Origin of the sequence: Streptomyces sichuanensis (assembly GCF_020328095.1) — a bacterium.
GTDB classification, from domain to species: Bacteria; Actinomycetota; Actinomycetes; order Streptomycetales; family Streptomycetaceae; genus Streptomyces; species Streptomyces cinnamoneus.
In genome coordinates this window covers 14788-38053 of the sequence record NZ_JAIXMK010000030.1, presented here as the reverse complement: position 1 = coordinate 38053, position 23266 = coordinate 14788, and the positions used below count along the sequence as shown (strand labels likewise).

General features: G+C 75.3%; 19 protein-coding genes. 4 read left to right on the top strand and 15 right to left on the bottom strand.

Going from position 1 to position 23266, the window contains the following annotated elements:
- Positions 1 to 28 precede the first annotated feature (28 nt).
- From LE181_RS12375 to LE181_RS12355, 5 genes are all read right to left on the bottom strand, one after another.
- Positions 29 to 553 carry a MarR family winged helix-turn-helix transcriptional regulator gene (locus LE181_RS12375; RefSeq protein WP_225661288.1) on the bottom strand — a complete coding sequence of 175 codons (525 nt, stop codon included), beginning with the start codon at positions 551 to 553 and terminating at the stop codon, positions 29 to 31.
- Between the two features lie 80 nt (positions 554 to 633).
- Positions 634 to 1965, bottom strand: coding sequence for an FUSC family protein (locus tag LE181_RS12370; RefSeq protein WP_225661287.1), 1332 nt, complete (start codon positions 1963 to 1965; stop codon positions 634 to 636).
- A 21-nt stretch (positions 1966 to 1986) separates the two neighbouring features.
- Complete coding sequence (locus tag LE181_RS12365; protein ID WP_225661286.1) at positions 1987 to 3303, bottom strand: acyl-CoA dehydrogenase family protein; 1317 nt, start codon at positions 3301 to 3303, stop codon at positions 1987 to 1989.
- Entirely contained in the window at positions 3300 to 4457 is a 1158-nt protein-coding gene (locus LE181_RS12360; protein ID WP_225661285.1) for an acyl-CoA dehydrogenase family protein, read from the bottom strand. Before LE181_RS12360 ends, LE181_RS12365 begins: the two co-directional genes overlap by 4 nt.
- Positions 4457 to 5293 carry an enoyl-CoA hydratase gene (locus tag LE181_RS12355; RefSeq protein ID WP_225661284.1) on the bottom strand — a complete coding sequence of 279 codons (837 nt, stop codon included), beginning with the start codon at positions 5291 to 5293 and terminating at the stop codon, positions 4457 to 4459. Before LE181_RS12355 ends, LE181_RS12360 begins: the two co-directional genes overlap by 1 nt.
- A 45-nt stretch (positions 5294 to 5338) precedes the next feature.
- On the opposite strand from LE181_RS12355, the gene LE181_RS12350 reads away from it, so the two are divergent.
- Genes LE181_RS12350 through LE181_RS12340 form a run of 3 tightly spaced genes read left to right on the top strand, consistent with a single transcriptional unit; the run spans position 5339 to position 7963 of the window.
- Entirely contained in the window at positions 5339 to 6139 is an 801-nt protein-coding gene (locus tag LE181_RS12350; RefSeq protein WP_225661283.1) for an SDR family oxidoreductase, read from the top strand.
- 30 nt (positions 6140 to 6169) lie between these two features.
- Positions 6170 to 6784: a TetR/AcrR family transcriptional regulator gene (locus LE181_RS12345; RefSeq protein ID WP_225661298.1), complete on the top strand. Its 615-nt coding sequence runs from the start codon at positions 6170 to 6172 to the stop codon at positions 6782 to 6784.
- A 21-nt stretch (positions 6785 to 6805) separates the two neighbouring features.
- Positions 6806 to 7963 (top strand): acetyl-CoA C-acetyltransferase, encoded by a 1158-nt coding sequence (locus LE181_RS12340; protein WP_225661282.1) that lies wholly within the window; start codon positions 6806 to 6808, stop codon positions 7961 to 7963.
- A 4-nt stretch (positions 7964 to 7967) separates the two neighbouring features.
- Here LE181_RS12340 and LE181_RS12335 read toward each other — a convergent pair whose 3' ends face one another.
- From LE181_RS12335 to LE181_RS12320, 4 genes are read right to left on the bottom strand one after another with little or no spacing between them, the layout of a single operon-like run.
- Positions 7968 to 9023, bottom strand: a complete 1056-nt coding sequence (locus LE181_RS12335) for an NAD(P)H-dependent flavin oxidoreductase (RefSeq protein WP_225661281.1) — start codon at positions 9021 to 9023, stop codon at positions 7968 to 7970.
- Positions 9020 to 9772: a CoA-transferase subunit beta gene (locus LE181_RS12330; RefSeq protein WP_225661280.1), complete on the bottom strand. Its 753-nt coding sequence runs from the start codon at positions 9770 to 9772 to the stop codon at positions 9020 to 9022. The genes LE181_RS12335 and LE181_RS12330 overlap by 4 nt, the downstream gene beginning before the upstream one ends.
- On the bottom strand, positions 9769 to 10617 hold the full coding sequence (locus LE181_RS12325) for a CoA transferase subunit A (RefSeq protein WP_225661297.1): 849 nt from the start codon (positions 10615 to 10617) through the stop codon (positions 9769 to 9771). The genes LE181_RS12330 and LE181_RS12325 overlap by 4 nt, the downstream gene beginning before the upstream one ends.
- Before the next feature lie 14 nt (positions 10618 to 10631).
- Positions 10632 to 11393, bottom strand: a complete 762-nt coding sequence (locus LE181_RS12320) for an enoyl-CoA hydratase family protein (protein ID WP_225661279.1) — start codon at positions 11391 to 11393, stop codon at positions 10632 to 10634.
- A 250-nt stretch (positions 11394 to 11643) separates the two neighbouring features.
- Here LE181_RS12320 and LE181_RS12315 point away from each other — a divergent pair, with 250 nt between their 5' ends.
- Positions 11644 to 12555, top strand: coding sequence for an SDR family oxidoreductase (locus LE181_RS12315; RefSeq protein WP_225661278.1), 912 nt, complete (start codon positions 11644 to 11646; stop codon positions 12553 to 12555).
- Positions 12556 to 12564: 9 nt separating this feature from the next.
- Here LE181_RS12315 and LE181_RS12310 read toward each other — a convergent pair whose 3' ends face one another.
- The 6 genes from LE181_RS12310 to LE181_RS12285 form a co-directional block, all read right to left on the bottom strand.
- Positions 12565 to 13419 (bottom strand): ABC transporter permease, encoded by an 855-nt coding sequence (locus tag LE181_RS12310; protein ID WP_225661277.1) that lies wholly within the window; start codon positions 13417 to 13419, stop codon positions 12565 to 12567.
- Positions 13416 to 16127: an alpha/beta fold hydrolase gene (locus tag LE181_RS12305; RefSeq protein WP_225661276.1), complete on the bottom strand. Its 2712-nt coding sequence runs from the start codon at positions 16125 to 16127 to the stop codon at positions 13416 to 13418. Before LE181_RS12305 ends, LE181_RS12310 begins: the two co-directional genes overlap by 4 nt.
- Before the next feature lie 43 nt (positions 16128 to 16170).
- Entirely contained in the window at positions 16171 to 16710 is a 540-nt protein-coding gene (locus LE181_RS12300) for a DUF1697 domain-containing protein (RefSeq protein ID WP_225661275.1), read from the bottom strand.
- 84 nt (positions 16711 to 16794) lie between these two features.
- On the bottom strand, positions 16795 to 19815 hold the full coding sequence (locus tag LE181_RS12295; RefSeq protein WP_225661274.1) for an alpha-mannosidase: 3021 nt from the start codon (positions 19813 to 19815) through the stop codon (positions 16795 to 16797).
- Positions 19816 to 19851: 36 nt separating this feature from the next.
- Positions 19852 to 21897, bottom strand: coding sequence for an endo-beta-N-acetylglucosaminidase (locus tag LE181_RS12290; protein WP_225661273.1), 2046 nt, complete (start codon positions 21895 to 21897; stop codon positions 19852 to 19854).
- Positions 21898 to 21995: 98 nt separating this feature from the next.
- Positions 21996 to 23240 carry a glycoside hydrolase 5 family protein gene (locus tag LE181_RS12285; protein WP_225661272.1) on the bottom strand — a complete coding sequence of 415 codons (1245 nt, stop codon included), beginning with the start codon at positions 23238 to 23240 and terminating at the stop codon, positions 21996 to 21998.
- Positions 23241 to 23266: the final 26 nt, after the last annotated feature.

The following is a 23266-nucleotide window of genomic DNA, read 5'->3' as shown; positions in this document are numbered from 1 at the left end:
CCCGGCAGGCGTACGACGGGGGCGCGGGTCAGGGCTGGAGGCCGCCGAGCCGTCCCTCCAGGAGGACGAGCAGCCCGGCCAGGATGTCCGCGAGCTCGGCCTGGCGGTCGTCGCCCAGGCCGGACAGCAGGGCCTGCTCGTAGCTCAGCTGCAGGGGGATCAGCCGGTCGATGAGCTCCTCGCCGGCCGGGGTGAGGGAGAGGTGGGCCACCCGCCGGTCGCGGTCGTCGGCCCGGCGGGCCACCAGCTCGCGCCCCTCCAGCACCCGCAGCCGCTTGGTGACCGCCGCCCCGGAGGCGAACGTCTCCCGCGCGATCTGCCCCGGCGTCAGCTCGCGTCCTGTGCGGCGCAGCGTGCCCAGGATGTCGAACTCCGCCCGCGACAGCCCCTCGCGCACCAGCGGGGCGTCCGACGCCTGCTGCAGCAGGGCGGCGCAGCGGTTGAGCCTGCCGATCACGGCCATCGGCGCGGTGTCCAGGCCGGGGTGGACCTGCTGCCACTGGCGCAGCACGCGCGCGACGATGTCCTCGGCGTCCTCGGCGTCCCTGGCCACGTGTGGTCCTCTCCGGTGGGGGCTCTCCGTAGATTCTGCCGTGACCGCTTCCGCCGGGGCGCACGGGAGTGCCCTTCGGGTCACCCCGCCGCCGCGGGGGCCGCGGCCGTCCGCTCGTCGAGCGCGGCCAGGACCCGCCGCCCCGCACGTTCCTCGGCGGCCACCCGTTCGCCGGGCAGCGGGCGCTGCCACCACTCGCCCGCCGCGACGTCGGCGGCCTCACGCAGCTCCAGCAGGGCACGGGCGAGCCGGTCCCGGGCCGGGCCGGCCCCGGGAGCGGCGGTCGCGGCGGTGCCGAGCAGGTCCGCGGCCGCGGCGCGCGCGGCGGCGGCGTGGCCGAGGGCGCTGTCCAGGCGGTCCGCCGCCCGCCGGTTGGTGACCAGCGCGCAGACGAGCAGGCCGGCCGCCACGCCGACGAGGGTGTCGGTCCACCGGTCCGCGACGAGCCCGGCCGCCGGATGCGCCCCGCCGAACTCGCCCAGCACCAGGGCCATGGGGGTCACGCACACGCTCCCCAGCCAGTAGTTCCGCGCCATGACCGCCTCCGCCCCGACCTGCAGCACCAGGGCGACGAGCACCAGCGCCACCGCGCCCAGCCGGGTGAGGGGCAGCAGCGCGGTGAACAGCAGCAGACCCAGGACGTTGCCGACCACACGCTGGACCGCGCGGTGCCAGGAGAGCGTCGTATTGGCCTGGAAGACCGCCGCGGCGGTGACGACCGCCCACCACGGGTGGGCGCTGCCCAGCGCGAGCGCGGCCCAGCCCGCCAGCGTGGCGCCGGTCGCCACGCGGGCGCCGACGGGCAGGAGCGGCGAGCCCGGGCGCAGCCCCGCCAGGACGCCGGGCCCGGGCCGGAGGGCGCCGGCCGGCCCGTGCGGGCGGACGAGGGCGGGTGCCATGCAGATCAGCCAGGCCAGCGCCCCCGCGCCGAGGACGAGGGCCAGGTGAGCGGGAACGTCACCGAGCCGCTGCGGCACGAAGAACGCCGTCGAGGTGACGAAGGTGAGCACGACGTTGCCCGGCGGGCCGATCCTGCTCGCGTCACAGAGCATCCGCTGCGCCGCCGCCACCAGCGAGGCCAGCAGGACCAGCAGCGGCGCGCAGCCGGTGAGCGAGGCGCTGACCAGCGCCACCCCGACGCCGGCGACCGTGCCCAGGACCACCCCGGCGACGGTCCGCCCGCGCACGGCGTACGGCCGGTCGTGGCCGTACAGCGCGCACAGCGCCCCGGCGGCGGTGTAGAGGGCCAGGTCGAGGCGGCCCAGCACGAGCAGCGTGACGTCCGCCACCGCCATGGCGGCGGCCGCGCTGAAGGCGGGCCGCGGCCAGTGCGGCGCGGCCGGCCCCAGGCGCAGCAGGCCGCGCAGCGGCAGGGGCAGCGGCCGGGGGAGGGGACGGGACGGTTTCGCCATACAGGGAGATTAGCAGGTGTTTTACATGTGAAAGATATCTGCTCCCTGGCGCAGGACCGTCCTCCGGCACTCCTCCGGGCCGCCCCACGCGGACCGCAGCGCCCGGGCCTTGCCGATCCACAGCGACAGGTCGCACTCGGCGGTGTAGCCGATCGCGCCGTGCACCTGCAGGGCGGTACGGGCCGCCGCGTACGCGGCCTCGCACGCGGCGACCTTCGCCGCCGCCACCTCGGCCGGTGCCGTCCCCGCCCCCGCGGCCAGCGCCACGGCGGCGCCGTGCACCAGGGGCCGGGCGAACTCCAGGGCGACGAGCGTGTCCGCCAGCCGGTGCTTGACCGCCTGGAACGAGCCGATCGCCCGCCCGAACTGCTCGCGCTGCCGGGCGTATGCGACGGTGCGGCCGAGCAGGGCCAGGCCCACCCCGAGCGCCTGGGCGGCGGTCGCGCAGGCCGCCCAGTCGGCGGCGCAGGCCGCGGCGTCCCGCACCGCCGGACCGGCGGCGAGCAGCTCCCCGCCCGGCCGCGGCCGGGCGAGCCGCCGCGCCGGGTCGAGCGAGCCGAGCACCGGCCCGTGCCCGGGGGCGAGCCGAAGCTCGGTGACGGAAGCGCCCGCCCCGGCTGCGGGCGCGGGCGCAGGATGTGCCTCCGCGGCGCGTTCGGCCGGAACCTGCGCCGCCACGCGTACGGCCGGGGCGTCGGCCTCTGCGATGGGTCTGGCGGGATGGCTGGTGCCGGGTGCGGCCGTAGTGCCCGCGTGCGTAGCTGTGGCGGGAGTGTCCGCGTGCGCGGTGGGTGCGGTCGGGGTCTCCGCTTCCGCAGCGGGTGCGGCCGGAGTGCCCGCCCGTGCGGTAGGTGTTGCCGGGGCGTCCCCCCTCCCTGCGCGCTCGTCCCCGGTGCCGGTCACCACGAACACCGCGTCCGCCACGTCCGCGTCCAGCGCGTACGGGCCCCCGGCCGGTGTCGCCAGTGTCGCCCGGGCCCGGCCCGCGCACAGGCGCGGCACCCACTCCCGCGCGGGCGCCGTCACGCCCGCTTCCGCGAGCCGCACCAGCAGGGCCGTCACCGCCACCGTCTCCACCAGCGGCCCCGGTACGCAGTGCCGCCCCGACTCCTCCCAGGCGACGGCCACTTCCACGGGCAGCGGCCCCACCCCGCCGTACGCCTCCGGTGCCGCCAGCGCGAAGACGCCCGCCTGCGCCGCCCGCTCCCACAGGGCGAGCCCCGGGCCGTGCTCGCCGCGGGCCCAGGCCCGTACCGCCGGCGGCGTGCCCGCGGCCGAGAACATCCGGTTCAGCGTGGCGGCGAAGGCCCGCTGCTCGGCGTCCAGCGCGAACCTCATCCGCGGCGCCCCTTCGGCAGGCCCAGCAGCCGTTCCGCGATGACGTCGCGCTGGATCTCGTTCGTCCCGGCGTACAGCGGCCCGGCGAGGGCGAACGTCCAGCCCTGCGCCCAGTCGCCGTCCGCCGGCTCGCCGGAGGGGCCCAGCAGGTCCAGCGCCGTCTCGTGCAGCGCGAGGTCCAGCTCGGACCAGAAGACCTTGGTCATGCTCGACTCGGCGCCGGGCGGCCCGCCGCCGGCGCCGTCCGAGGCCCGCGCGTAGCCGTACAGCTGATAGGCCCGCGCCCGGATCACCGCATCCGCCACCCGCTCCCCGAGCCCCGCGCCGCCGTCCCCGTGGCCGCCGCCGTCCGAGCGCCACAGCGCCAGCAGGCGGCGGGCGGCCGCCGCGAAGCGCCCGGGGCTGCGCAGGGTCAGCCCCCGTTCGGCGCCCGCCGTGCTCATGGCCACGCGCCAGCCCTGTCCGGGCTCGCCGATGACGTCCGTGTCGGGCACGAAGACGTCGTCGAGGAAGATCTCCGCGAACGCCGGCTTGCCGTCGAGCCGGCCGACGGGCCGGACCGTCACCCCGTGCGCGTCGAGCGGGAACATGACGTACGTCAGCCCCCGGTGCGGCCGGTCCGCACCCGGGTGGCTGCGGAACAGCCCGAAGGCGCGGTCGGCGAACGCGGCCCGCGAGGACCACGTCTTGTGCCCCTTGAGCAGCCAGCCACCCTCCGTGCGCACCGCGGCGGACCGCAGGGAGGCCAGGTCCGAGCCGGAGTCCGGCTCGGACCACGCCTGGGCCCACACCGTCTCGCCGCTCGCCATCGGCGGCAGGAGGCGGGCGCGCTGCTCGGCCGTGCCGTGCGCGAAGAGGGTGGGGGCGAGGAGGTGGACACCGTTCTGCGAGACCCGTCCGGGGGCACCGGCCGCGTAGTACTCCTCCTCGAACAGCAGCCACTCCACGAGGGAGGCGTCCCGGCCCCCGAAGCGGCGCGGCCACGAGACGGCCGACCAGCCGCCCTCGGACAGGACCCGTTCCCAGGACCGGTGCTCGGCGAATCCCCGCCGCGTCTCCAGCGAGGCGAGCGGAGCCCGCGGCACGTGCGCGGTCAGCCAGGCGCGCGCCTCCGCCCGGAACGCCCGCTCCGCCGCCGTGAGATCGAGGTCCATCACGTGTCCTTCATGGCCCGCGCGTCCAGGCCGGCGAGGGGATCGGCAGTGGTCTCCGCGTTGTGCGCGTGCGCCAGGTGGTGCAGCCCGAAGACCGAGTCCAGCCCCGCGTGCAGTCCCTGCAGGTCCTCGGCCTGGTTGACGGCCCGTTTGGCGAGCGCGAGCCCCATGCGGGGCATGCGGGCGATGCGCTCCGCCAGTTCACGGGTGGCCGTTGCCAGCTCCTCGCGCGGCACCACCCGTCCGACCATCCCCACCTCGTGGGCGCGCCGCGCGCTCATCCGGTCGCCGGTGAAGAGGAACTCCTTGGCCACGCGCGGCGGCATCACCCACGGATGGGCGAAGAACTCGACGCCCGGGATGCCCATCCGCACCACCGGGTCGGCGAAGAAGGCGTCCTCGCTCGCGACGATCAGATCGCACACCCAGGCCAGCATCAGGCCGCCCGCCACACAGGCGCCCTGCACGCTCGCCAGCACCGGCTTGGGCAGCTCGCGCCAGCGGCGGCACATGCCGAGGTAGACCTCCGACTCGCGCGCGTACCGCTGCTCCGCACCCCGCTTGTCCGAGTGGTCCCACCACAGGCCCGCCCGGCGCTCGAAGGGGAGATGGGCGTCGCGCTGCGGCGTGCCGATGTCATGGCCGGCGGAGAAGTGCGCCCCCGCCCCGGCGAGGACGATCACCTTGACGTCGTCGTCGTCCGCCGCCCGGTAGAAGGCCGCGTCGAGGGCGTACGTCATCGCCGAATTCTGCGCGTTGCGGTACTCGGGCCGGTTCATGGTGACGTGCGCGAGGGGGCCGTGCCGCTCGTAGAGGACCGGTGCGTCAGGGGCCATCGGGCATCCTTCCCTAACAAGTGTTTGGTAGGTTAGCGTGGGCCCATGAGCAGCGTCGAGGGCTCCGGCCCCCCGCCCTACGTCCCCGCTCACGACCTGCTGGCCGGCCGCAGCGCCGTCGTCACCGCGGCCGCCGGAACGGGCATCGGCGGCGCAACGGCCCGGCGCTTCCTCGAAGAAGGCGCCGACGTCGTCCTCGGCGACGCCCACGCCCGCCGGCTCCGGGAGACCGTCGCCGCCCTGGCCCGCGAGTTCGGCGACCGACGGGTGGCCGGTGCGCCCTGCGACGTCAGGGACGAGCGGCAGATCGCCGCGCTGTTCGACCTCGCCGAGAGCCGCCACGGCCCCCTCGACATCCTCGTCAACAACGCCGGCCTCGGCGGCACCGCCGACCTCGCCGACATGACCGACGCCCAGTGGGACGCCGTCGTCGACACCACCCTGACGGGCACCTTCCGCTGCACCCGCGCGGCCCTGCGCCGCATGCGCGCCGCCGGCAGCGGCGGAGTCGTCGTCAACAACGCCTCCGTCGTGGGCTGGCGGGCCCAGCGCGGCCAGGCGCACTACGCCGCCGCCAAGGCCGGCGTCATGGCCCTGACCCGCTGCGCCGCCGTGGAGGCCGCCGCCTACGGCGTCCGCGTCAACGCCGTCTCGCCCAGCCTCGCCGCCCACCCCCACCTCGCCAAGGTCACCACGCCCGGGCTGCTCGCCGGGCTGACCGCCCGCGAGGCGTTCGGGCGGGCCGCCGAGCCGTGGGAGGTCGCCAACGTCATCGTCTTCCTCGCCGGCGACTACTCCTCGTACATGACCGGCGAGACCGTCGCCGTCAGCAGTCAGCACCCATGAGCCGCACCGAACGTGAACGAGAATGACACCGTGCCGATCAGCAAGAAGACCACTACCGAGAAGCCGGCCGCCGCGCGGCGCGGCGAACTGCTCGCGACGGCCGCCGAGGTGTTCGCCGAGCAGGGCTACAGCGCCACCACCGTCCGCCGGATCGCCGACGAGGCGGGCATGCTCGCCGGCAGCCTCTACTACCACTTCGACTCCAAGGAGTCGATGCTGGACGAGATCCTCTCCACCTTCCTCGGCGAACTGTGGGCCGGCTACGACGCCGTGCTCGCCGCCGGCCTCGGGCCGCGGGAGACCGTCGAGGCCCTCGTCAGCGAGTCCTTCCGGGAGATCGACCGGCACCGCGCGGCCGTCGCCGTCTACCAGAAGGAGGCCCGGCACCTCGCCGACCACCCCCGCTTCGGCTATCTCGCCGAGTCCCAGGAGAAGTTCGAGGCCCTGTGGATGGGCACGCTGGAGCGCGGCGTCGCCGAGCGCGCCTTCCGCGCCGACCTCGACCTCCGGCTCACCTACCGCTTCCTGCGCGACACGGTGTGGGTCGCCGCGTCCTGGTACCGGCCCGGCGGGGCACACGGCGCGCAGGAGATCGCCCGCCAGTATCTGTCCATGGTCCTGGACGGCATCGCCGTGCCGGACTGACACCCCCGGGGAGCAGCAGCCATGGCCGAGGCATACATCGTCGAAGCGGTCCGCACCCCCGTCGGCCGGCGCGGCGGCGCCCTGGCCGGCGCCCACCCCGCCGACCTCGGCGCGCACGTCATCAAGGAGCTGATGCGGCGGACCGGCGTCGACCCGGTCGCGGTGGACGACGTCGTCCTCGGCTGCCTCGACACGGTCGGGCCGCAGGCCGGTGACATCGCCCGCACCAGCTGGCTGGCCGCCGGGCTGCCGGAGGAGGTGCCGGGCGTCACCGTCGACCGGCAGTGCGGCTCCGGCCAGCAGGCCGTCCACTTCGCCGCCCAGGCCGTGCTCTCCGGCACCCAGGACCTGGTGGTGGCCGGCGGCACGCAGAGCATGTCGCAGGTACCCATCGGCTACGCCTTCCAGCGCGCAGCCGAACCGCTGGGCCTCACGCAGGGCCCCTTCGCCGGCTCGCGCGGCTGGCGCGCCCGCTACGGGGACCGGCCCGTCAGCCAGTTCCACGGCGCCGAACTGATCGCCGAGAAGTGGGGGATATCCCGCGCGACGATGGAAGAGCTCGCGCTGAGTTCGCACCGGCGGGCACTGCACGCGATCGACGAGGGCCGCTTCGCCCGCGAGACCGTCCCCTACGGCGACCTGACGACCGACGAGGGCCCGCGCCGGGACACCTCCCTGGAGCGGATGGCCGCCCTTCCGGCGATCGTGCCGGGCGGACGGCTGACGGCCGCCCTCTCCTCGCAGGTCTCGGACGGCGCGGCGGCCCTCCTCCTGGCGAGCGAACACGCCGTGCAGGAACACGGCCTGCGCCCGCGGGCCCGCATCCACCACCTGTCCGTGCGCGGCGAGGACCCCATCCTCATGCTCACCGCGCCCATCCCGGCCACGGCCTACGCCCTGCGGCGCGCGGGCCTGACGATCGACGCCATCGACCTGGTGGAGATCAACGAGGCGTTCGCGCCGGTGGTCCTGGCCTGGCTGAAGGAGACCGGGGCCGACCCCGCGCGGGTCAACGTCAACGGCGGCGCGATGGCCCTCGGCCACCCGCTGGGCGCCACCGGCGCCAAGCTGATGACCACGCTGCTGTACGAACTGGAGCGCAGGAGCGGCCGCTACGGGCTGCAGGTGATGTGCGAGGGCGGCGGACAGGCCAACGTCACGATCATCGAACGGCTCTGACCCCTCACGGCGCCCGGCCGTCGCCCAGGCGCCGCAGGACGAGGTCCGCCTCCGTCATGATCCGGCCGACCAGCTCGGCGCACGACGGCAGGTCCTCGATGACGCCCGCCACCTGCCCGGCCGCCATCACGCCGAGATCCGTCCGCCCGTCCACCATGGCGGCCCGGAGCAGCACCGGCGTGCCGGCGGCCAGCAGCAGCCGGCTCCAGGCCAGCTCGTGGCCCCGCCGCATCGCCAGCCCGTCCCGCACCAACCCGGCCCAGCTCAGCCCCGCCAGCTTCCGGAACGCCGCGGCGTGCCGCAGGGCCCGTACGAACGTGCCGGTCCGCCCGGCGCGTTCGAGGCCGGTGACGAAGGGCGTGCGCAGCATGCGGTGGGGCAGGCCGTCGACGCGGTCGGTGACGGTGACGTCCTGGACGGACGCCGCGAGGTACGCGGCCTTGACGGCCGCCGGCACCGTGCTGTCGGACGTCAGCAGGAAACGCGTGCCCATGGCGATGCCCGCCGCACCGTAGGCGAGGGCGGCCACCAGGCCCCGGCCGTCGTGGAAGCCCCCCGCCGCGACGACCGGAACGTCCACCGCGTCGACCACCTGCGGCAGCAGCACCGACGTCGCGACCTGCCCCGTGTGGCCGCCGCCCTCGCCGCCCTGCACGAGCACCGCGTCCGCGCCCCACGCAGCGACCTTCTCGGCGTGGCGGCGGGCCCCCACGGACGGGATGACGACGACACCGGCGTCCTTCAGCCGGGCGACGAGGTCGCGCGAGGGGGCCAGCGCGAAGGAGGCGACCCGCACCCCCTCCTCGGCGATCAGCCGCACGCGCTCGGCCGCATCGCCCGCGTCCGCGCGCAGGTTGACGCCGAAGGGCCGGTCCGTGCGGGACTTCACCTCCCGGACGGCGGCGCGCAGCTGTGGCACCGTCATGGTCGCGGAGCCCAGGATGCCGAGCGCCCCGGCCTCCGCCGTGGCGGTCACCAGACGGGGGCCCGCGACCCAGCCCATGCCGGTCTGCACCACGGGGTGGCGGACCCCCACCAGCCCGGTCAGTGCCGTCCTCACCTGCGCACCTCGCGATCACGCAGGCCCGCGGGGTCGACGACCTCGCGGATCAGGCGCAGTTCGGCGGCCGAGGGCATGCGGGTGCGCGGCACCCCGTCCGGCACGTCGAGGGGGAAGCCGGTGGCGTCCCGCAGCTCGTCGGCGCTGACACCGGGGTGCAGCGAGCACACGCGCATCGTGCGGTCGGGGGTCTCGAAGTCGAGCACGGCCAGGTCGGTGACGACGCGCACGATGCGGTGGAAGCGGCTGGCCGACGGGCCGGCCGCGGCCGCGCGGTCGTAGCCGACGCCGCTGACCATGTCCACGCGCTCGACCAGGACGCGGGGCGAGTGGCGCGGGATCCAGTAACTGGTCGGGTTGTTGAGGGTGTTCGCGGGGGCGCCGCGCACCCCCAGCAGCTGGCGCGCGGGCCGCTTCCAGTCGCCGATGCAGCTGATGTTCTGGTTGCCGTGCCGGTCGAGCTGGCTCGCGCCCATCATCACGTGCCGCCTGCCGCCGGCGACCATCGCCAGGTGCCGGCGATAGGGCAGCCAGCCCTCGGTGACGCGCGACGCGGACCCCAGTGCCGGGACGTCGCCCATCAGCAGCGCCTCGCCGTCCGTCAGCAGCAGCTCCGGCGCGAACGTGAGGCGGGCGAGCCGCGCCCCGGCGGTGGGGATCACCCCCATCGGGCTCGCCAGCACCTCCCCGCTGCCCCGCCACGCCTCCGCGCACGCCACGACGCAGATCTCGGCCCGGTCGGCACTCACGCCCACTCCTCCGCGAACGCGGCGACCGCCGACCGGTAGCCGGCCTCGTCGCCCGACAGGAAGCGGCCGGTGAACTCGCGCCACTCCTCCGGGTCGGCGGCCGCCTTGGCGTACGCCGCCTGGAACGCCTCGTCCCGTTCGTAGTCCGGCACGCAGGAGGTGAAGTGCGCGCCGCCCGGCGCCTCGACGACGCCGGCGACGCAGTGGCGCTGCACCAGCAGCGTCTGCGGGGCGCCCGCCGCCGCGAACTCCTCTCCCTCGACGATCCGTTCGCAGGAGACGTACGCCTCGCGCGCGGCCTCGCAGAACAGGTCGTCGAAGTACGGGTCCGGTCCCAGGTACTGGGCGTTGCCGCCGCGGTCCGCCCGGTTCAGGTGGACCAGGGCCGCGTCGAGGGTCAGCGCGGGCACGGCGACCAGCTCCTCTCCGTCCGCGTACGGAGACGTGACGGTCCGCAGCCCGGGGTTGACCCGCATCACATCCGAGCCCAGTCCCGCCCGGACCGGGAGGAACGGCAGCCGGTGCGCGGCGGCCGTCAGCCCCCACATGAGCATCGCCTCGTCCAGCTCCGTCAGCTCCAGCTCGCCGCGCTGCCGGGCCGCCCGGAAGTGCGGCTCCAGGGGGATCGAGTCCAGCGTGGCGAACGCCGCGACGAGCTTGCGGATCCGTCCGGCCGCCGCCAGCAGGCCCACGTCGGGGCCGCCGAAGGAGACGACGGTCAGGTCGGTGACGGGGGAGCGGAGCAGGGCCCGCACGAGGGCCATCGGCTTGCGGCGCGAGCCCCAGCCCCCGATGCCTATCGTCATGCCGCTCGACAGCCGGGCGACGGCCTCGTCGGCGGTCATGGTCTTGTCGGCGGTCACGGCCGCTCCTTTCGCGTGCTCCGGGAGACGAACGCGTCGCGGTGGCGGTCGGCGATCCCGCCGAGGCTCGCCTCGAAGGTGAAGCCCTGCTCGTAGCGGTAGCTGCGGTGGACGTCGACGGGGTCGATGCCGTTGAGCGCGGCCTTGGCCATGCGCAGCAGCGCACCGTCCTTGGCGGCGATCTCGCGGGCCAGCTGCAGTGCGGCGTCCGGCAGTTCGGGGCGCGCTACGACGCGCCAGACGGAGCCGTGCCGGTGCAGCTCGCGCGCGGTGACCGTGCGGGAGGTGTAGTAGAGGGTGCGCATCAGGTGCTGGGGCACGAGCCGGGCGAGGTGGGTGGCGGCGCCGAGCGCCCCGCGGTCCAGCTCCGGCAGGCCGAACGTGGCGTCCTCGGAGGCGACGACGGCGTCGGCGTTGCCCACGAGGCCGATGCCGCCGCCCAGGCAGAAGCCCTGCACGGCGGCGACGACGGGCACCGCGCACTCGTACACGGCGGAGAACGCCTCGGCGCAGCCCCGGTTGGCCCCGATCAGGGCGTGGTGGCCGGGGGTGCGCTGCAGCTCCTTGATGTCGACGCCGGCGTTGAAGCCCCGCCCGGCGGCGGCGAGTACGGCGCAGTGGACGGCAGGGTCGGCGCCCACGGCGCGTACGGCCTCCGCCAGGGCGTACCAGCCGTGCACCGGCAGCGCGTTGACGGGCGGATAGTCCACCGTGACGACGGCGACGCCCGGTTCGGGGTGTGCGGTGGAGACGCCCATCGGCTACCTTTCCACCAAACGTTTGTTAGGTAATGCCGAAGGTAGCAGCGGAGTGCCCGCTGCGGGAGGCACACCATGGGCGGAACTCCTGGCGCACAGGGCCGCGTTGTCGTCGTCACCGGCGGCACGCGCGGGGCCGGGGCGGGCACCGCGCGGGCTTTGGCGCCGCCCTGCTCGTCCACGGTGGCGGCGAGCGCCCCCTCTTCCTGGCCGCCGCCGACGTCAACCACCGCCCCAGTGAGGAGTCGACATGACCGCGATCTGTGACGGCCGGGTGGCCGTCGTCACCGGCGCCGGCCGCGGACTGGGCCGGGCCCACGCCCTGGCGCTGGCCGCCGAGGGAGCCCGCGTCGTCGTCAACGACCTGGGCGTCGGGCCCGACGGGGGAGGGGCCTGCGCGGAGCCGGCCCGGCAGGTCGCCGAGGAGATCCGCGCCCGGGGCGGCGAGGCCGTGGCGCACGGCGCCGACGTCGCCACCGCCGACGGCGCGGCCTCCCTCGTCACCACCGCCCTGCGCACCTTCGGGCGCCTGGACGTCCTGGTCAACAACGCCGGGTTCCTGCGCGACCGCATGCTCGTCAGCATGGACGCGGACGACTGGGACGCGGTCGTCCGCGTCCACCTCGCCGGCCACTTCCTGCCGTTGCGCCACGCCTGCGCCCACTGGCGGGCGGAGGCCAAGGCGGGCCGCAGGCCCGTCGCCCGCGTCGTCAACACCACCTCGGGCGCCGGGCTGCTGGGCAGCGTAGGCCAGGCGAACTACGCCGCCGCCAAGGCGGGCGTCGTGGCCCTCACCCTCGTCGCCGCCGCCGAACTCGGCCGCTACGGCGTCCAGGTCAACGCCATCGCCCCCGCCGCCCGCACCCGCATGACCGAGGGCCCCTTCGCCGACGCCATGGCCGCGCCGGCCGACGGCGGCTTCGACGCCATGGCCCCGGCGAACGTCTCCCCGCTGGTGGCGTGGCTGGCGTCGGCGGCCTCCGAGGGCGTCACCGGCCAGGTCTTCGCCGTGGAGGCCGGCCGCATCACGGTGATGGAGGGCTGGCACCCGGGCCCCACGGCCGACAAGGCCGACCGCTGGTCCCCGGCGGAAGCGGGGGAGGCGGTACGCGGCCTGCTGCGGGGCGCCCGGACGCCGCGGCCGGTGTACGGCGCAGGCTGAGCCGGCCGTTCAGGACACGACGTCCTTGCGCCGGAAGTGCCGGAACGCGCAGGCGAACAGCACCACCGCATACGACACCGACACCACCGTCCCCTTCACCATCCCGCCCCACTCCAGGTGAGGCTGCAGCGCATCGGCCCACGCGTACTGCCAGTGCGCGGGCAGCAGCTGCCGCCACTCGCCCAGCGCGGTGACCGCGTCGAGCACGTTGCCGACGATGGTGAGCCCCATGGCGCCCCCCACCGCGCCCAGCGGCGCGTCCGTCACCGTGGACAGCCAGAACGCCAGCGCGGCCGTGACGAGCTGGCTGACGAACACGAAGGCGACGACGATCGCGAGGCGCCCCACGGCCGTCCCCGCGTCCAGCGACCCGCCGGTGGGAATCCGCAGCGGCCCCCACCCGTACGCCGCCGTCCCCGCGACCAGGGCCACCAGCGGCAGCAGCACCATGGCCGCGGCGCTGAACCCCAGCGCCACCGCCAGCTTGCTCAGCAGCAGCCGGGCCCGCGGCACCGGCGCCGCCAGCAGGTAGCGCAGCGACGACCAGCTCGCCTCCGACGCCACCGCGTCCCCGCAGAACAGCGCCACCGGCACCACCAGCAGAAAGCCCGCCGACACGAACAGCGTGGTGGCCGCGAAGTTGACCCCCGAGGCCGTCGCGGTGTCCATCAGGGTCACGCGCGCGTTGCGCCCGCCGGGGTCGCCGCCGATCGCGAAGGCCGCGATCAGCACGAACGGCAGGACCGCCAGCACCGCCCCCATCACCAGCGTGCGGCGCCGCCGCAGCTGCCGCGCCGCCTCCACCCGGAGCGGCAGGGTGCGCCGTGCGCGGTAGCCGGGTGCGGACTCCAGGGCGGCACTCATGCCGAACCTCCGATCAGGGTCAGGAACGCGTCCTCCAGCCGCCGGTGCGGGCCCACGCTCGCCACCGGCACCTCCAGCCGGACCAGTTCCACCAGCAGTTCCGGCGCGCTCGCGCCGTCCAGCCGCACCAGCAGCCCCTCGTCGGTGCGCACGGCCGAGGCCACCCCCGGCAGCGCGGCGACCTTGTCGGCCACCACCTCCGACACCCCGCCGGCGACGCCCACCAGCAGCGCGTCGCCGGAGCCCACGATCTCGGCCACCGGCCCGGCGCCGACCAGCCGTCCGCGGTCCATCACCACCAGGTGCGTGCAGGACTGCTCGACCTCGGCGAGGAGGTGGCTGGAGACGATGACGGTCCGGCCCGCCGCCGCGTAGCGGATCATCACCTCGCGCATCTCCCGGATCTGCGGCGGGTCCAGGCCGTTGGCCGGCTCGTCCAGGATCAGCAGGTCCGGAAGCCCCAGCATGGCCTGCGCGATCGCCAGCCGCTGCCGCATGCCCTGGGAGTACGTGCGCACGGCCCGGTCGAGCGCCGAGCCCAGCCCGGCGATCTCCAGGGCCTCGTCGAGGTGCGCGTCCGCGGCCGGGCGGCCCGTGGCGCGCCAGTACAGGTCCAGGTTGGCCCGCCCGGACAGGTGCGGCAGGAAGCCCGCGCCCTCCACGAACGCCCCGACCCGCGACAGCACGGGAGCGCCCGGCCGGATCGCGTGCCCGAACACGTGGATCTCGCCCGCGTCGGGCCGGATGAGGCCCATGAGCATGCGCAGCGTCGTGGTCTTGCCGGCGCCGTTGGGCCCCAGCAGCCCCAGCACCTGCCCCCGCTCGACCCGGAACGACAGGTCCTGCACGGCGTAGGCGTCGGCGGACTTGGCGTACCGCTTGCTCAGGCCGGTGATCTGCAGCGGCACGTCGGCCAGGGCCGGGTCGGGCGCAGGTGCGGAGGTGCGCCGCCGGCCCGTCAGCAGCACCGCGGCCGCCACGAGCACGGCACCGGCCGGCAACGCCCACGTCCACCACGGCATCCCGGCCGAGCCGGTCCGCACGTCGGGGGCGGTCGGCACGCTCAGCCCGCCGTCGGCCGGCGACACGGTGTACGTGGCGGGCTGCGCCGGGGAGGCGTAGCCGAGGTCGGTGGCGGCGAACACCAGGCGCATGCGGTGCCCGGGCTCGAAGGTGTGGTCGATGGCGGGCAGCCGCACCTCGACCGTCCGGCCGTCCTTCGCGTCGGTGACGCGCACCGGCGCCACGAGCTGCGCCGGCAGCACCTGCTGCCGGTCCGGGCCCACGTCGTAGACCTTGGCGAAGAGGACGGCCTCGCCCGAGTCCGAGGCGACCTTCACCCGGGCGGTCGGCGAGCCGGTGACGTGCACGCCCTCGGTGAGCGCCCCGGACTCGAAGCTCGCGTACTGGCCGGGGAAGTCCAGGGACACCCCGAGGCCCAGCCCCGACAGCTGGGAGACGGCGCCGACGCCGGGGACGGCGGACAGCGCCGGGGGCGCGGCGCCGGCCGGGTTGACGAACGACTGAGCACCGCGGCCGAGCGCGACGGTGCGGGTCTCGTTGCGCAGGCCGGGGTACCGCGTGCCGGTCGCGGTGTGCAGGCGCGCCCGGCCGTCGGTGGTGTCGATGCCCCCGGTACGGCTGACGCGGAACGCGGGACCGGTGCCGGCCTGCTCGTCGCCCTTGAGGTAACGGTCGAACCACGCGCGCGTGCGCCGCTCGATGCGGTCCTGCTCGCCCGAGGTGCCGCTGTCGTGGCCCCCGGCGATCCAGTCGACGGCGGTGGGAGCGCCGTTGCGCCGGATGGCGTCGGCCGCCGCGTCGGACTGGTCGAGCGGGAAGAGGGAGTCGTTCTGCCCCTGGACGAGGAGCGTGGGGACCTTGATGCGGTCCGCGACGGCGGAGGGGCTGCGGCGCTCCAGCAGCTCCCGTGCGCCGGGGTCGGGCTTTCCGGCGACGGCCACGCGCTCGTACATCTCGCACAGGCTCCGTTCGAACCGGCCGCAGCCGGAGCCGGGGTCGCGGCCGGGCGGGCGGCCGGCCGGCTTGCCGTCGGTGCCGGTCGCGGTGGAGCCGGTGGTGAAGAAGATGCCGGCCCACAGCTTCTTGAAGACGTCGCCGGGGAAGAGCGAGTCGGCGAGGTTCCAGTAGGTGATCTGCGGGGCGATGGCGTCGACCCGCTTGTCGTGCCCGGCGGCCAGCAGTGCGACCGCACCGCCGTAGGAGCCGCCCGCGACGCCCACCCGGGGGTCCCCGGCCGCGTCCAGGCGCACCTCGGGGCGCCGGGCGAGCCAGTCGATCAGCCGGGACACGTCGGCGACCTCGCGGTCGGGGTCGTTGAGCCCGATGCGGCCGGTGGACCGCCCGAAGCCGCGCGCCGACCAGGTCAGCACCGCGTAGCCGGACCGGGCCAGGTCCTCGGCCTGCTCGCGCAGGTCGTCCTTGCTGCCCCCGAAGCCGTGCGCGAGCAGCACGGCGGGCCGGCGCTCCTGCGCCCGGCCGGAGGTGAAGAACGAGGTGTCGATGCGGACGGTGTCCGCGCCGCCCGGCGCCGCGGGCATGCGCATCGTACGGTCCTCGCGGTGCACGGGAGGGTCGCCGCCGGTGGCCGAGGCCACGGTCCAGGTACCGGCACCGGCGAGCACGGCGACGGCGGCCGAGGCGGCGAACAGCCGCCGCCCGCGTGGCCGGGGGAAACGCAGCTTCATGTTCGAATGCTAAGCGGAGCCGGTTTTCGGCTGGGCGCGGAGGCTATCCGCGTGCCATGTCCGCCAGCTTGGTGACGGTGTTCCAGTTGCGCGCCGTGCCCGCCGTGCCCAGGCGCCGCTCGGTCAGCACCTTCGCGAGCTTGGAGTCCCGGATGCCTTCCGCGCAGTGCAGGTACACCTCGCGCTCGCCCAGCGCGAATTCTTCGGGCGCGTAGGCCGCGGGGTCGAGGTCCGCGACGGTGGCCGGATCGGCCGGACCGCCGAGGAAGATCACGAGGAACCGGGAGGGGTCGACCACCCGGCCGGCAAACGGATCGGCGTCGACGACACGGCGCATCTCCGCCGCGTCGCGCACCAGGCAGGTCACGGAGAACCCCAGCTCCCGCTCGATGGCCCCTTCCAGCGCGGTGGCCAGCACCCCCTCGTCCGTCTCCGTGTGGGTGAACACCGCATTGCCGCTGTTGAGGTGGGTCCGGACCGCTTCGCACCCCATGTCCGTCAGCATCTCGCGGAGGGTCTGCATGGGGACGCGCTTCTTGCCGCCCACGTTGATGCCGCGCAGGAGCGCCACGTACGTCGTCACACCGTCACCCTAGTGCGAGCGGTCGGACGCCCCGGCCGCGGTGTGCGCCCCTGAAGGCACGCACACCCGGCCCTCCGGGGAGCTTCAGGCACGCGCCAGCCGGAGGGTGACGATCTCGAACGGCCGCAGGGCCAGGACCACGCACCCGTCCCCGGCCGCCAGGGAGTCCGTGGGCCGCTCCAGCAGATCGCACACGGACACCGCCCCCACGGCGAAGCCCGCGGCCAGCCGGGCACGGGCCCGCCCACCGCGCGACTCGTACAGGCGGACGACGACATCACCGCTGCCGTCGTCCGCCAGCTTCACCGCCGAGACCACGACCGCGTCGTCGTCGACGGACACCAGCGGCTCCACCCCGCCCGAGCCGGACACCCGCCGCTCCGGCAGGTTGATCCGGTAGCCCTCGCGCACCGCGTCCCCCACCGACGCCCCCGGCACCAGCGCGTACCGGAAGCGGTGCACCCCCTGGTCCGTGCGCGGGTCGGGGAAGCGCGGGGCCCGCAGCAGCGACAGCCGCACGGTGGTGGTCGTCCCGCCGCCCTCCGCCCGCACCGCCCGCGTCACGTCGTAGCCGTACGTCGAGTCGTTGACCAGTGCCACGCCCCACCCCGGCTCCTCCAGGTGCACGAAGCGGTGCGCGCACGCCTCGAACTTCGCGGCGTCCCAGCTGGTGTTGGTGTGCGCGGGACGGTACAGATGACCGAACTGCGTCTCTGCCGCCACCCGGTCGGTGTGCACGTCCAGCGCGAACGCGGCCTTGAGGAACTTCTCCGTCTCGCGCCAGTCCACCTCCGTCGCGACGTCCAGCCGCCGCTCGCCCGCCGGCAGTCCGATCCGCTGCTCGACCCGCGACGCCCCGAAACGGCGCACCACCCGCACCGCCGCCCCGCCGTCCACGGCCTCCAGCCGCTCCACGTCCGTCAGGTCGGTGACGGTGTTGCGGTAGAAGTGGTCCACGTCCCACGCGTCCCACATGGTGGGGAAGTCCTGGTGGAGCTGCAGCAGGTTGGCCGCACCGCCCGGCGCCACGGCCTCCCGTCCGCTCACGTGGTCGTACACCGACACGACGAGCCCGCGCCCGTCGATCCCCACCCGCAGCAGTCCGTTGTCGAGGACGTACCCGCCACCCTCGCGCTCCGCCGTCCGCGGTGCCGCGCCCGCCGGCGGCACGTCCGGCACCGCGCCGAGCGCCGGCACGCCACCGCGCCCGTGCGGCGCCGCGTTGAAGACGACCGTGCCCCCGGCCGGGCCCGCCCCCGCGAGCGCCGCCAGTGCCTCGCCGATGACCGACTCCAGCTCGGCGGCCACCTCCGCGTACGTCTGCGCCGCCTCCCGGTGCACCCACGCGATCGACGTGCCTGGCAGGATGTCGTGGAACTGGTGCAGCAACACCGTCTTCCACAGCCGGTCCAGCCGCTCGTACGGGTACGGGGCGCCGGCCCGTACCGCCGCCGTCGCCGCCCACAGCTCCGCCTCGCGCAGCAGGTGCTCCGAGCGCCGGTTGCCCTGCTTGGTGCGGGCCTGGCTGGTCAGCGTCGCCCGGTGCATCTCCAGGTACAGCTCGCCCGCCCACACGGACGCGTGGGCGTACTCCGCGTGCGCCTTCTCGAAGAACGCGGACGGCTTCTCGAAGACGACCTTCGCCGAGCCCTCCAGGTCCGCCAGCCGCTTCGCCCGCGCCAGCATCTCGCGCGTCGTGCCCCCGCCGCCGTCGCCCCACCCCGTCGGCGCGAGCGAGCGCGTGGCACCGCCCTTCTCCTGGAAGTTGCGGACCGCGTGCGCGAGCTCCTGCCCCGACAGCTGTGCGTTGTAGGTGTCGATCGGCGGGAAGTGCGTGAAGACGCGGGTGCCGTCCAGCCCCTCCCACCAGAACGTGTGGTGCGGGAACTTGTTGGTCCGGCTCCACGAGATCTTCTGCGTCAGGAACCACTTCGCCCCCGCCAGCCTCACCAGCTGCGGCAGCGCCGCCGAGTAGCCGAACGAATCCGGCAGCCACACCTCCTCCGTCTCGATCCCGAACTCCTCCAGGAAGAACCTCTTCCCGTGCACGAACTGCCGCGCCAGCGCCTCCGCCCCCGGCATGTTCGTATCGGACTCCACCCACATGCCGCCCACCGGGACGAAACGCCCGTCGGCGACCGCCTTCTTCACCCGCGCGTACACCTCCGGCCGGTGCTCCTTGATCCACGCGAACTGCTGCGCCTGCGACATCGCGTAGACGAACTCCGGCTCGTCCTCCAGCAGCGCGGTCATGTTCGACGTCGTACGGGCCACCTTGCGCACCGTCTCGCGCAACGGCCACAGCCACGCCGAGTCGATGTGGGCGTGCCCGACCGCACTGATCCGGTGCGCCGAAGCGTGCGCCGGCGCGGACAGCACGCCCGTCAGCTCGCCCCGCGCCCGCTCCGCCGTGCCGCCCACGTCCTGCAGGTCGAGGGCGTCCAGCGCCCGCTCGACGGCCCGCAGCACCTCCCAGCGGCGCGGCGAGTCCACCGACAGCCCGGTCATCAGCTGCTCCAGTACCTCCAGGTCCTGCACCAGCTCCCACACCGTCCGGTCGAAGACGGCCAGGTCCATGCGCGCCAGCCGGTAGCGCGGGGCGGCGTCGGCCGTCCCGCGGTCGCCGAGCTCGGTCGGCAGGAAGGGGTGGTAGTCGAGGATCACGGGGTTGGCGGCGGCCTCCACGTGCAGCAGCACCCGCTCACCGCCCGTCACCTTCTCGCCGATGCGCACCCACTGGGTGCGCGGGTTGAGCCCCTTCACCGGTGAGCCGTCCGGGCGGTAGACCAGCCCCTCGCACTGGAACCCCGCCATGTTCTCGTCGAAGCCCAGGTCCAGCAGCGCCTCGACGGTACGTCCGGCCCACGCCGTCGGCACCGTCCCGGACACGGTGAACCAGCTGGTGCCCCAGGCCGGCCCCCACTGCGCCCCCACCGCGATGGGCGCGCCCTCGGCCGCGATGCCCTCCGCGACGGGCACGGGCTCGCCGGGCGCGTGCCAGACGGAGACGTCCAGGGGCACCGACTCGGGATACACGGCCGGCCGGATGCGCTCGTCCAGCACCCGCTTGAGACGGGCTTCGGTGATCGTGCGGTCGTTGTGCATGCGTCTCCTTCGAAGGATCCCCTCGCCCGGGCGGGGCTACCAGCGGAACGTGACGGAAGCGGGCGCCGACGCGGTGTACAGCTCGTCCACGGCACGCACGTCGATGCGGGTGGCCGCCTCGCCGCCCGCACGGCGCATCGCCGGGACGTAGTAGGCATGCCCGCAGGTGCCGCCCAGAAAGCGGAATCCCCCGCCGGGCAGCGCCTGGCACAGCTCGTAGTGGCGTACGGGCCCGGCCGCGGCGCCCCACGCCAGCCGCAGCGCGGCGGTGCCGTCCGCCTGCGGCAGCGCCGCGGTCACGGACACGGCGCCGGGCCGGCCGGGGACGGGCGGGACGGCGTCGCGCACCGCGAGCCGGCCCAGCCGCCAGCGGACCGTCCCCCCGTCCGCCGCGACCAGCCGGACGCCCAGGGCGCGGACGGCCTGCCCGCGCCGCCCGCGCAGCAGGGCACCGGCACGCAGCACGACCGTGGTCCAGCCGCCGCCACCCGCCCGGAGGACTCCCGCCGGCAGATGCACGAAGCGGTACGGACGCTCCTCCAGGGCCACGGCCAGCTCGACGCGGACGCCCGGCGAGCCGGGGTCCGTGCGGTGCGTCAGCTCCACCACCGTCTCCTTCGCCAACGGCAGCCTCGCCGTGTACAGCTCGACCGTCGTGGGCCCGCCGAGCGCGCCCTGTACGAGCAGGCTGCCGCCCCCGTGCCAGGCGTCGGCGAAGTCGAAGCCCACCGCCGGCCGGGCCCCCGGTGTATGGATCACCCAGCGGCGGCCGGGCAGCCGGTCCTGCAGACCCAGGTGGTTCCATGCCGCCTCGCCGGTCCGCCGGCCCTGCTCGTACCAGCCCGTACCGTGACCGGTGTTGAAGGTGGTGGCGAAGGGCAGCGAGGTGAGCGTCGAACGGTCCGCGACGGACACGGCCGGCGCCCGCCACGCCCCGGCGCCCGGACGGGCGGGGTCCAGGGACGGCCCGGACCAGAAGCGGTCGTCGCGCGCGTGGAAGGCGGCGGGCGTGCGCTCGCCCGCGGGCAGGCTCGTCCATGTCCATTCGGGGCGGTAGAAGCCGAACGAGGCGACGTGCGGCCGGCCGGCCGCCACGACCGCGTCCCAGTCGACGGGCGTGTCCCAGCCGCGCGCCTCGACGTCGACGCCCGCCCACAGCTCGTACGGGCTGCGCCCCGCGCCCCGCGCCCGCTCCGCGGAGGCGACCAGGCCCGGGCCGCTCCAGTCGAAGTTGAGGAACATGCCGTCCGAGGCGCGGAAGAACGGGGCGTTGTGGTCGTTCAGCTCGTTCTGCCAGGCGACCTCACCCGAGATCGCCATCGCGTCGTACCAGGTCACCCGCAGCCCGGCACCCTGCTCCCGTAACTGGGCGACGAAGTCGCGCATGTCCGCCCCGAGCCGGGCGTCGCCACCGCCGGTCTCGGCGTTGAGGAACCAGCCGTCGAACCCGTACGCGCGGGCCACCCGCACCAGCTGCCCGGCGAGGGGGAACCCGCCCTGCGCGTCGCGCCGCACCAGGTCCCGGGTCCAGCGCAGCTGCCCGCCGTACGCGACGGGCGGCAGGAAGACCGTGCCCAGCACCGGCACGCCGTTGCGGTGCGCGGCGTCCACGACGGGCGCGTTGGGGGCGAGGATCAGGCCCTCGCCGGCGGACCCGCCCCAGAAGACCAGCTCGTCGAGGTAGGCCCAGTGGGTGAGCGCGTAGAAGTCGGCGGTGGGGGAGCCCTGTGAGGGATTGCCGGACGTGGTCGCGAAGGCGGCGAGGGCCGAGACGCGGGCCTGCCCGGCGCGCGCGGTGCCGTTGGGCGGTGGGGGAGTGAAGCGCGGGGCGAGCGGGACGGTGGCTCTGTTGAAGGGCAGGTCGGGGTCGTCCTCGGGCCGCCACGTGCTGAGGCTGCGCCAGCGGATGCCGGGCCCGGGCGCACCGGCGGGGAGGCTGTCGGGGTACCAGTAGGAGGCGTACGGCTGGAGGTCGGCGGCCGGCGCGGTGGCCGGCGCGGCGTGCGCGCGGCCCGTCGGTGCGGCGGCGGCGACGGCGGAGGCCGCACCTGCCGTGAGGGCCTGACGGCGCGTGATGTCCATGGGGCTCCTTCGGTGACGGCGCTGCGAATCCTCCGGCAGCGGGAACGGGGGGGCAGGGGACGGCCCGGGGCCCGGTGCGTGGGGGATCAGGGGGGCGTTCAGGGGCGGACCACCTCCGTGATGCCCCGTGCGGCCAGATACCGCGCATCCCCCGCCCGCTGGGCGAGGACCACCGCCGGACGCCCCCCGTCGGAGGCCACCCGCATCCACGCCTCGAAGAAGGTGCCACCCGGCGCACACACCTCGCGCCGGGGCGCGTCGTCCGGGTCGCCCACGTCCAGGACGAGCGCGAGGCGGCGCGGCGCGGGCGCCCGGTGCACGCGCTCCTCCCGCCACTCCCGGACGAGCCGTGACATCACCTCCCCGGCAGGTTTGATCCGCCGGTCGTTGGTGAACAGGCCGAGCCCGTACTCCAGCTCCGGGAAGTCCGCGAGCGCACGGTCGACGTCGTGGGAGCACCACCAGGTGACGCCCCACACGTCCGGGCAGTCCAGCACGTGCGCGACGGTCGCCTCCGTGAAGGCGGCGGCGTGCTGCGGCGGAACGTGCGGGGCGGGGGCGCCGGCCTCCTGCAGCCAGACCGGGCGGGCCGGGTCCTCGGCCCACGCCTTGGCCAGCTCGACGAGGTAGGCCGCGTGCAGGGTGGTGGGGCGGCCGTCGTGACCGTGGCGCTGGGCGGTGCCGTTGAAGACCCAGGAGTGCACGGCGGTCATCGCGCCGAGCCGGGCGGAGTGGGCGGGGGTGAAGGGGTGCGTGCCGTCGTACCAGGCGGCGTCGTACGACGCGTGCACGTGCAGGCGGCCCGGCGCGTCCTTCTCGCAGGCGTCGAGCATGCACCGCAGCCACCGCCCGGCGTCACCGGGCCCGATCCGGTCGGGATCGGGGTGGGGCGGGCCGGAGAACTGGTTGACCTCGTTGCCCACGGTCATGCCCAGGAAGTGGGGGCGCCCGGCCAGGGCGCCGGCGAGCACGCTCAGGTAGGCGGCCTGGGCGTCGACGACGGCGGCGTCGGTGAACATGTTCCGCCGGTGCCAGGTGGTGGTCCAGGAGGGGACGAAGTCGAAGCTGGACAGATGTCCCTGGAGACCGTCGACGCTGACGTCGAGCCCGCGTTCGCCGGCCGCGTCGACCAGGAGCAGCAACTGCTCGACGGCGCGCGGCCGGATGAGGGTGCGGTTGGGCTGGAAGAGGGGCCACAGCGGGAAGACGCGGATGTGGTCCAGGCCGAGGACGGCGATGGAGTCCAGGTCCGCGCGGAGGGAGTCCAGGTCGAAGTCGAGCCAGTGGTGGAACCAGCCCCGGGTGGGGGTGTAGTTGACGCCGAAGCGGGGGACGGTGGCCATGGCGGGTCCTCCTGGGGTGGCGGAAG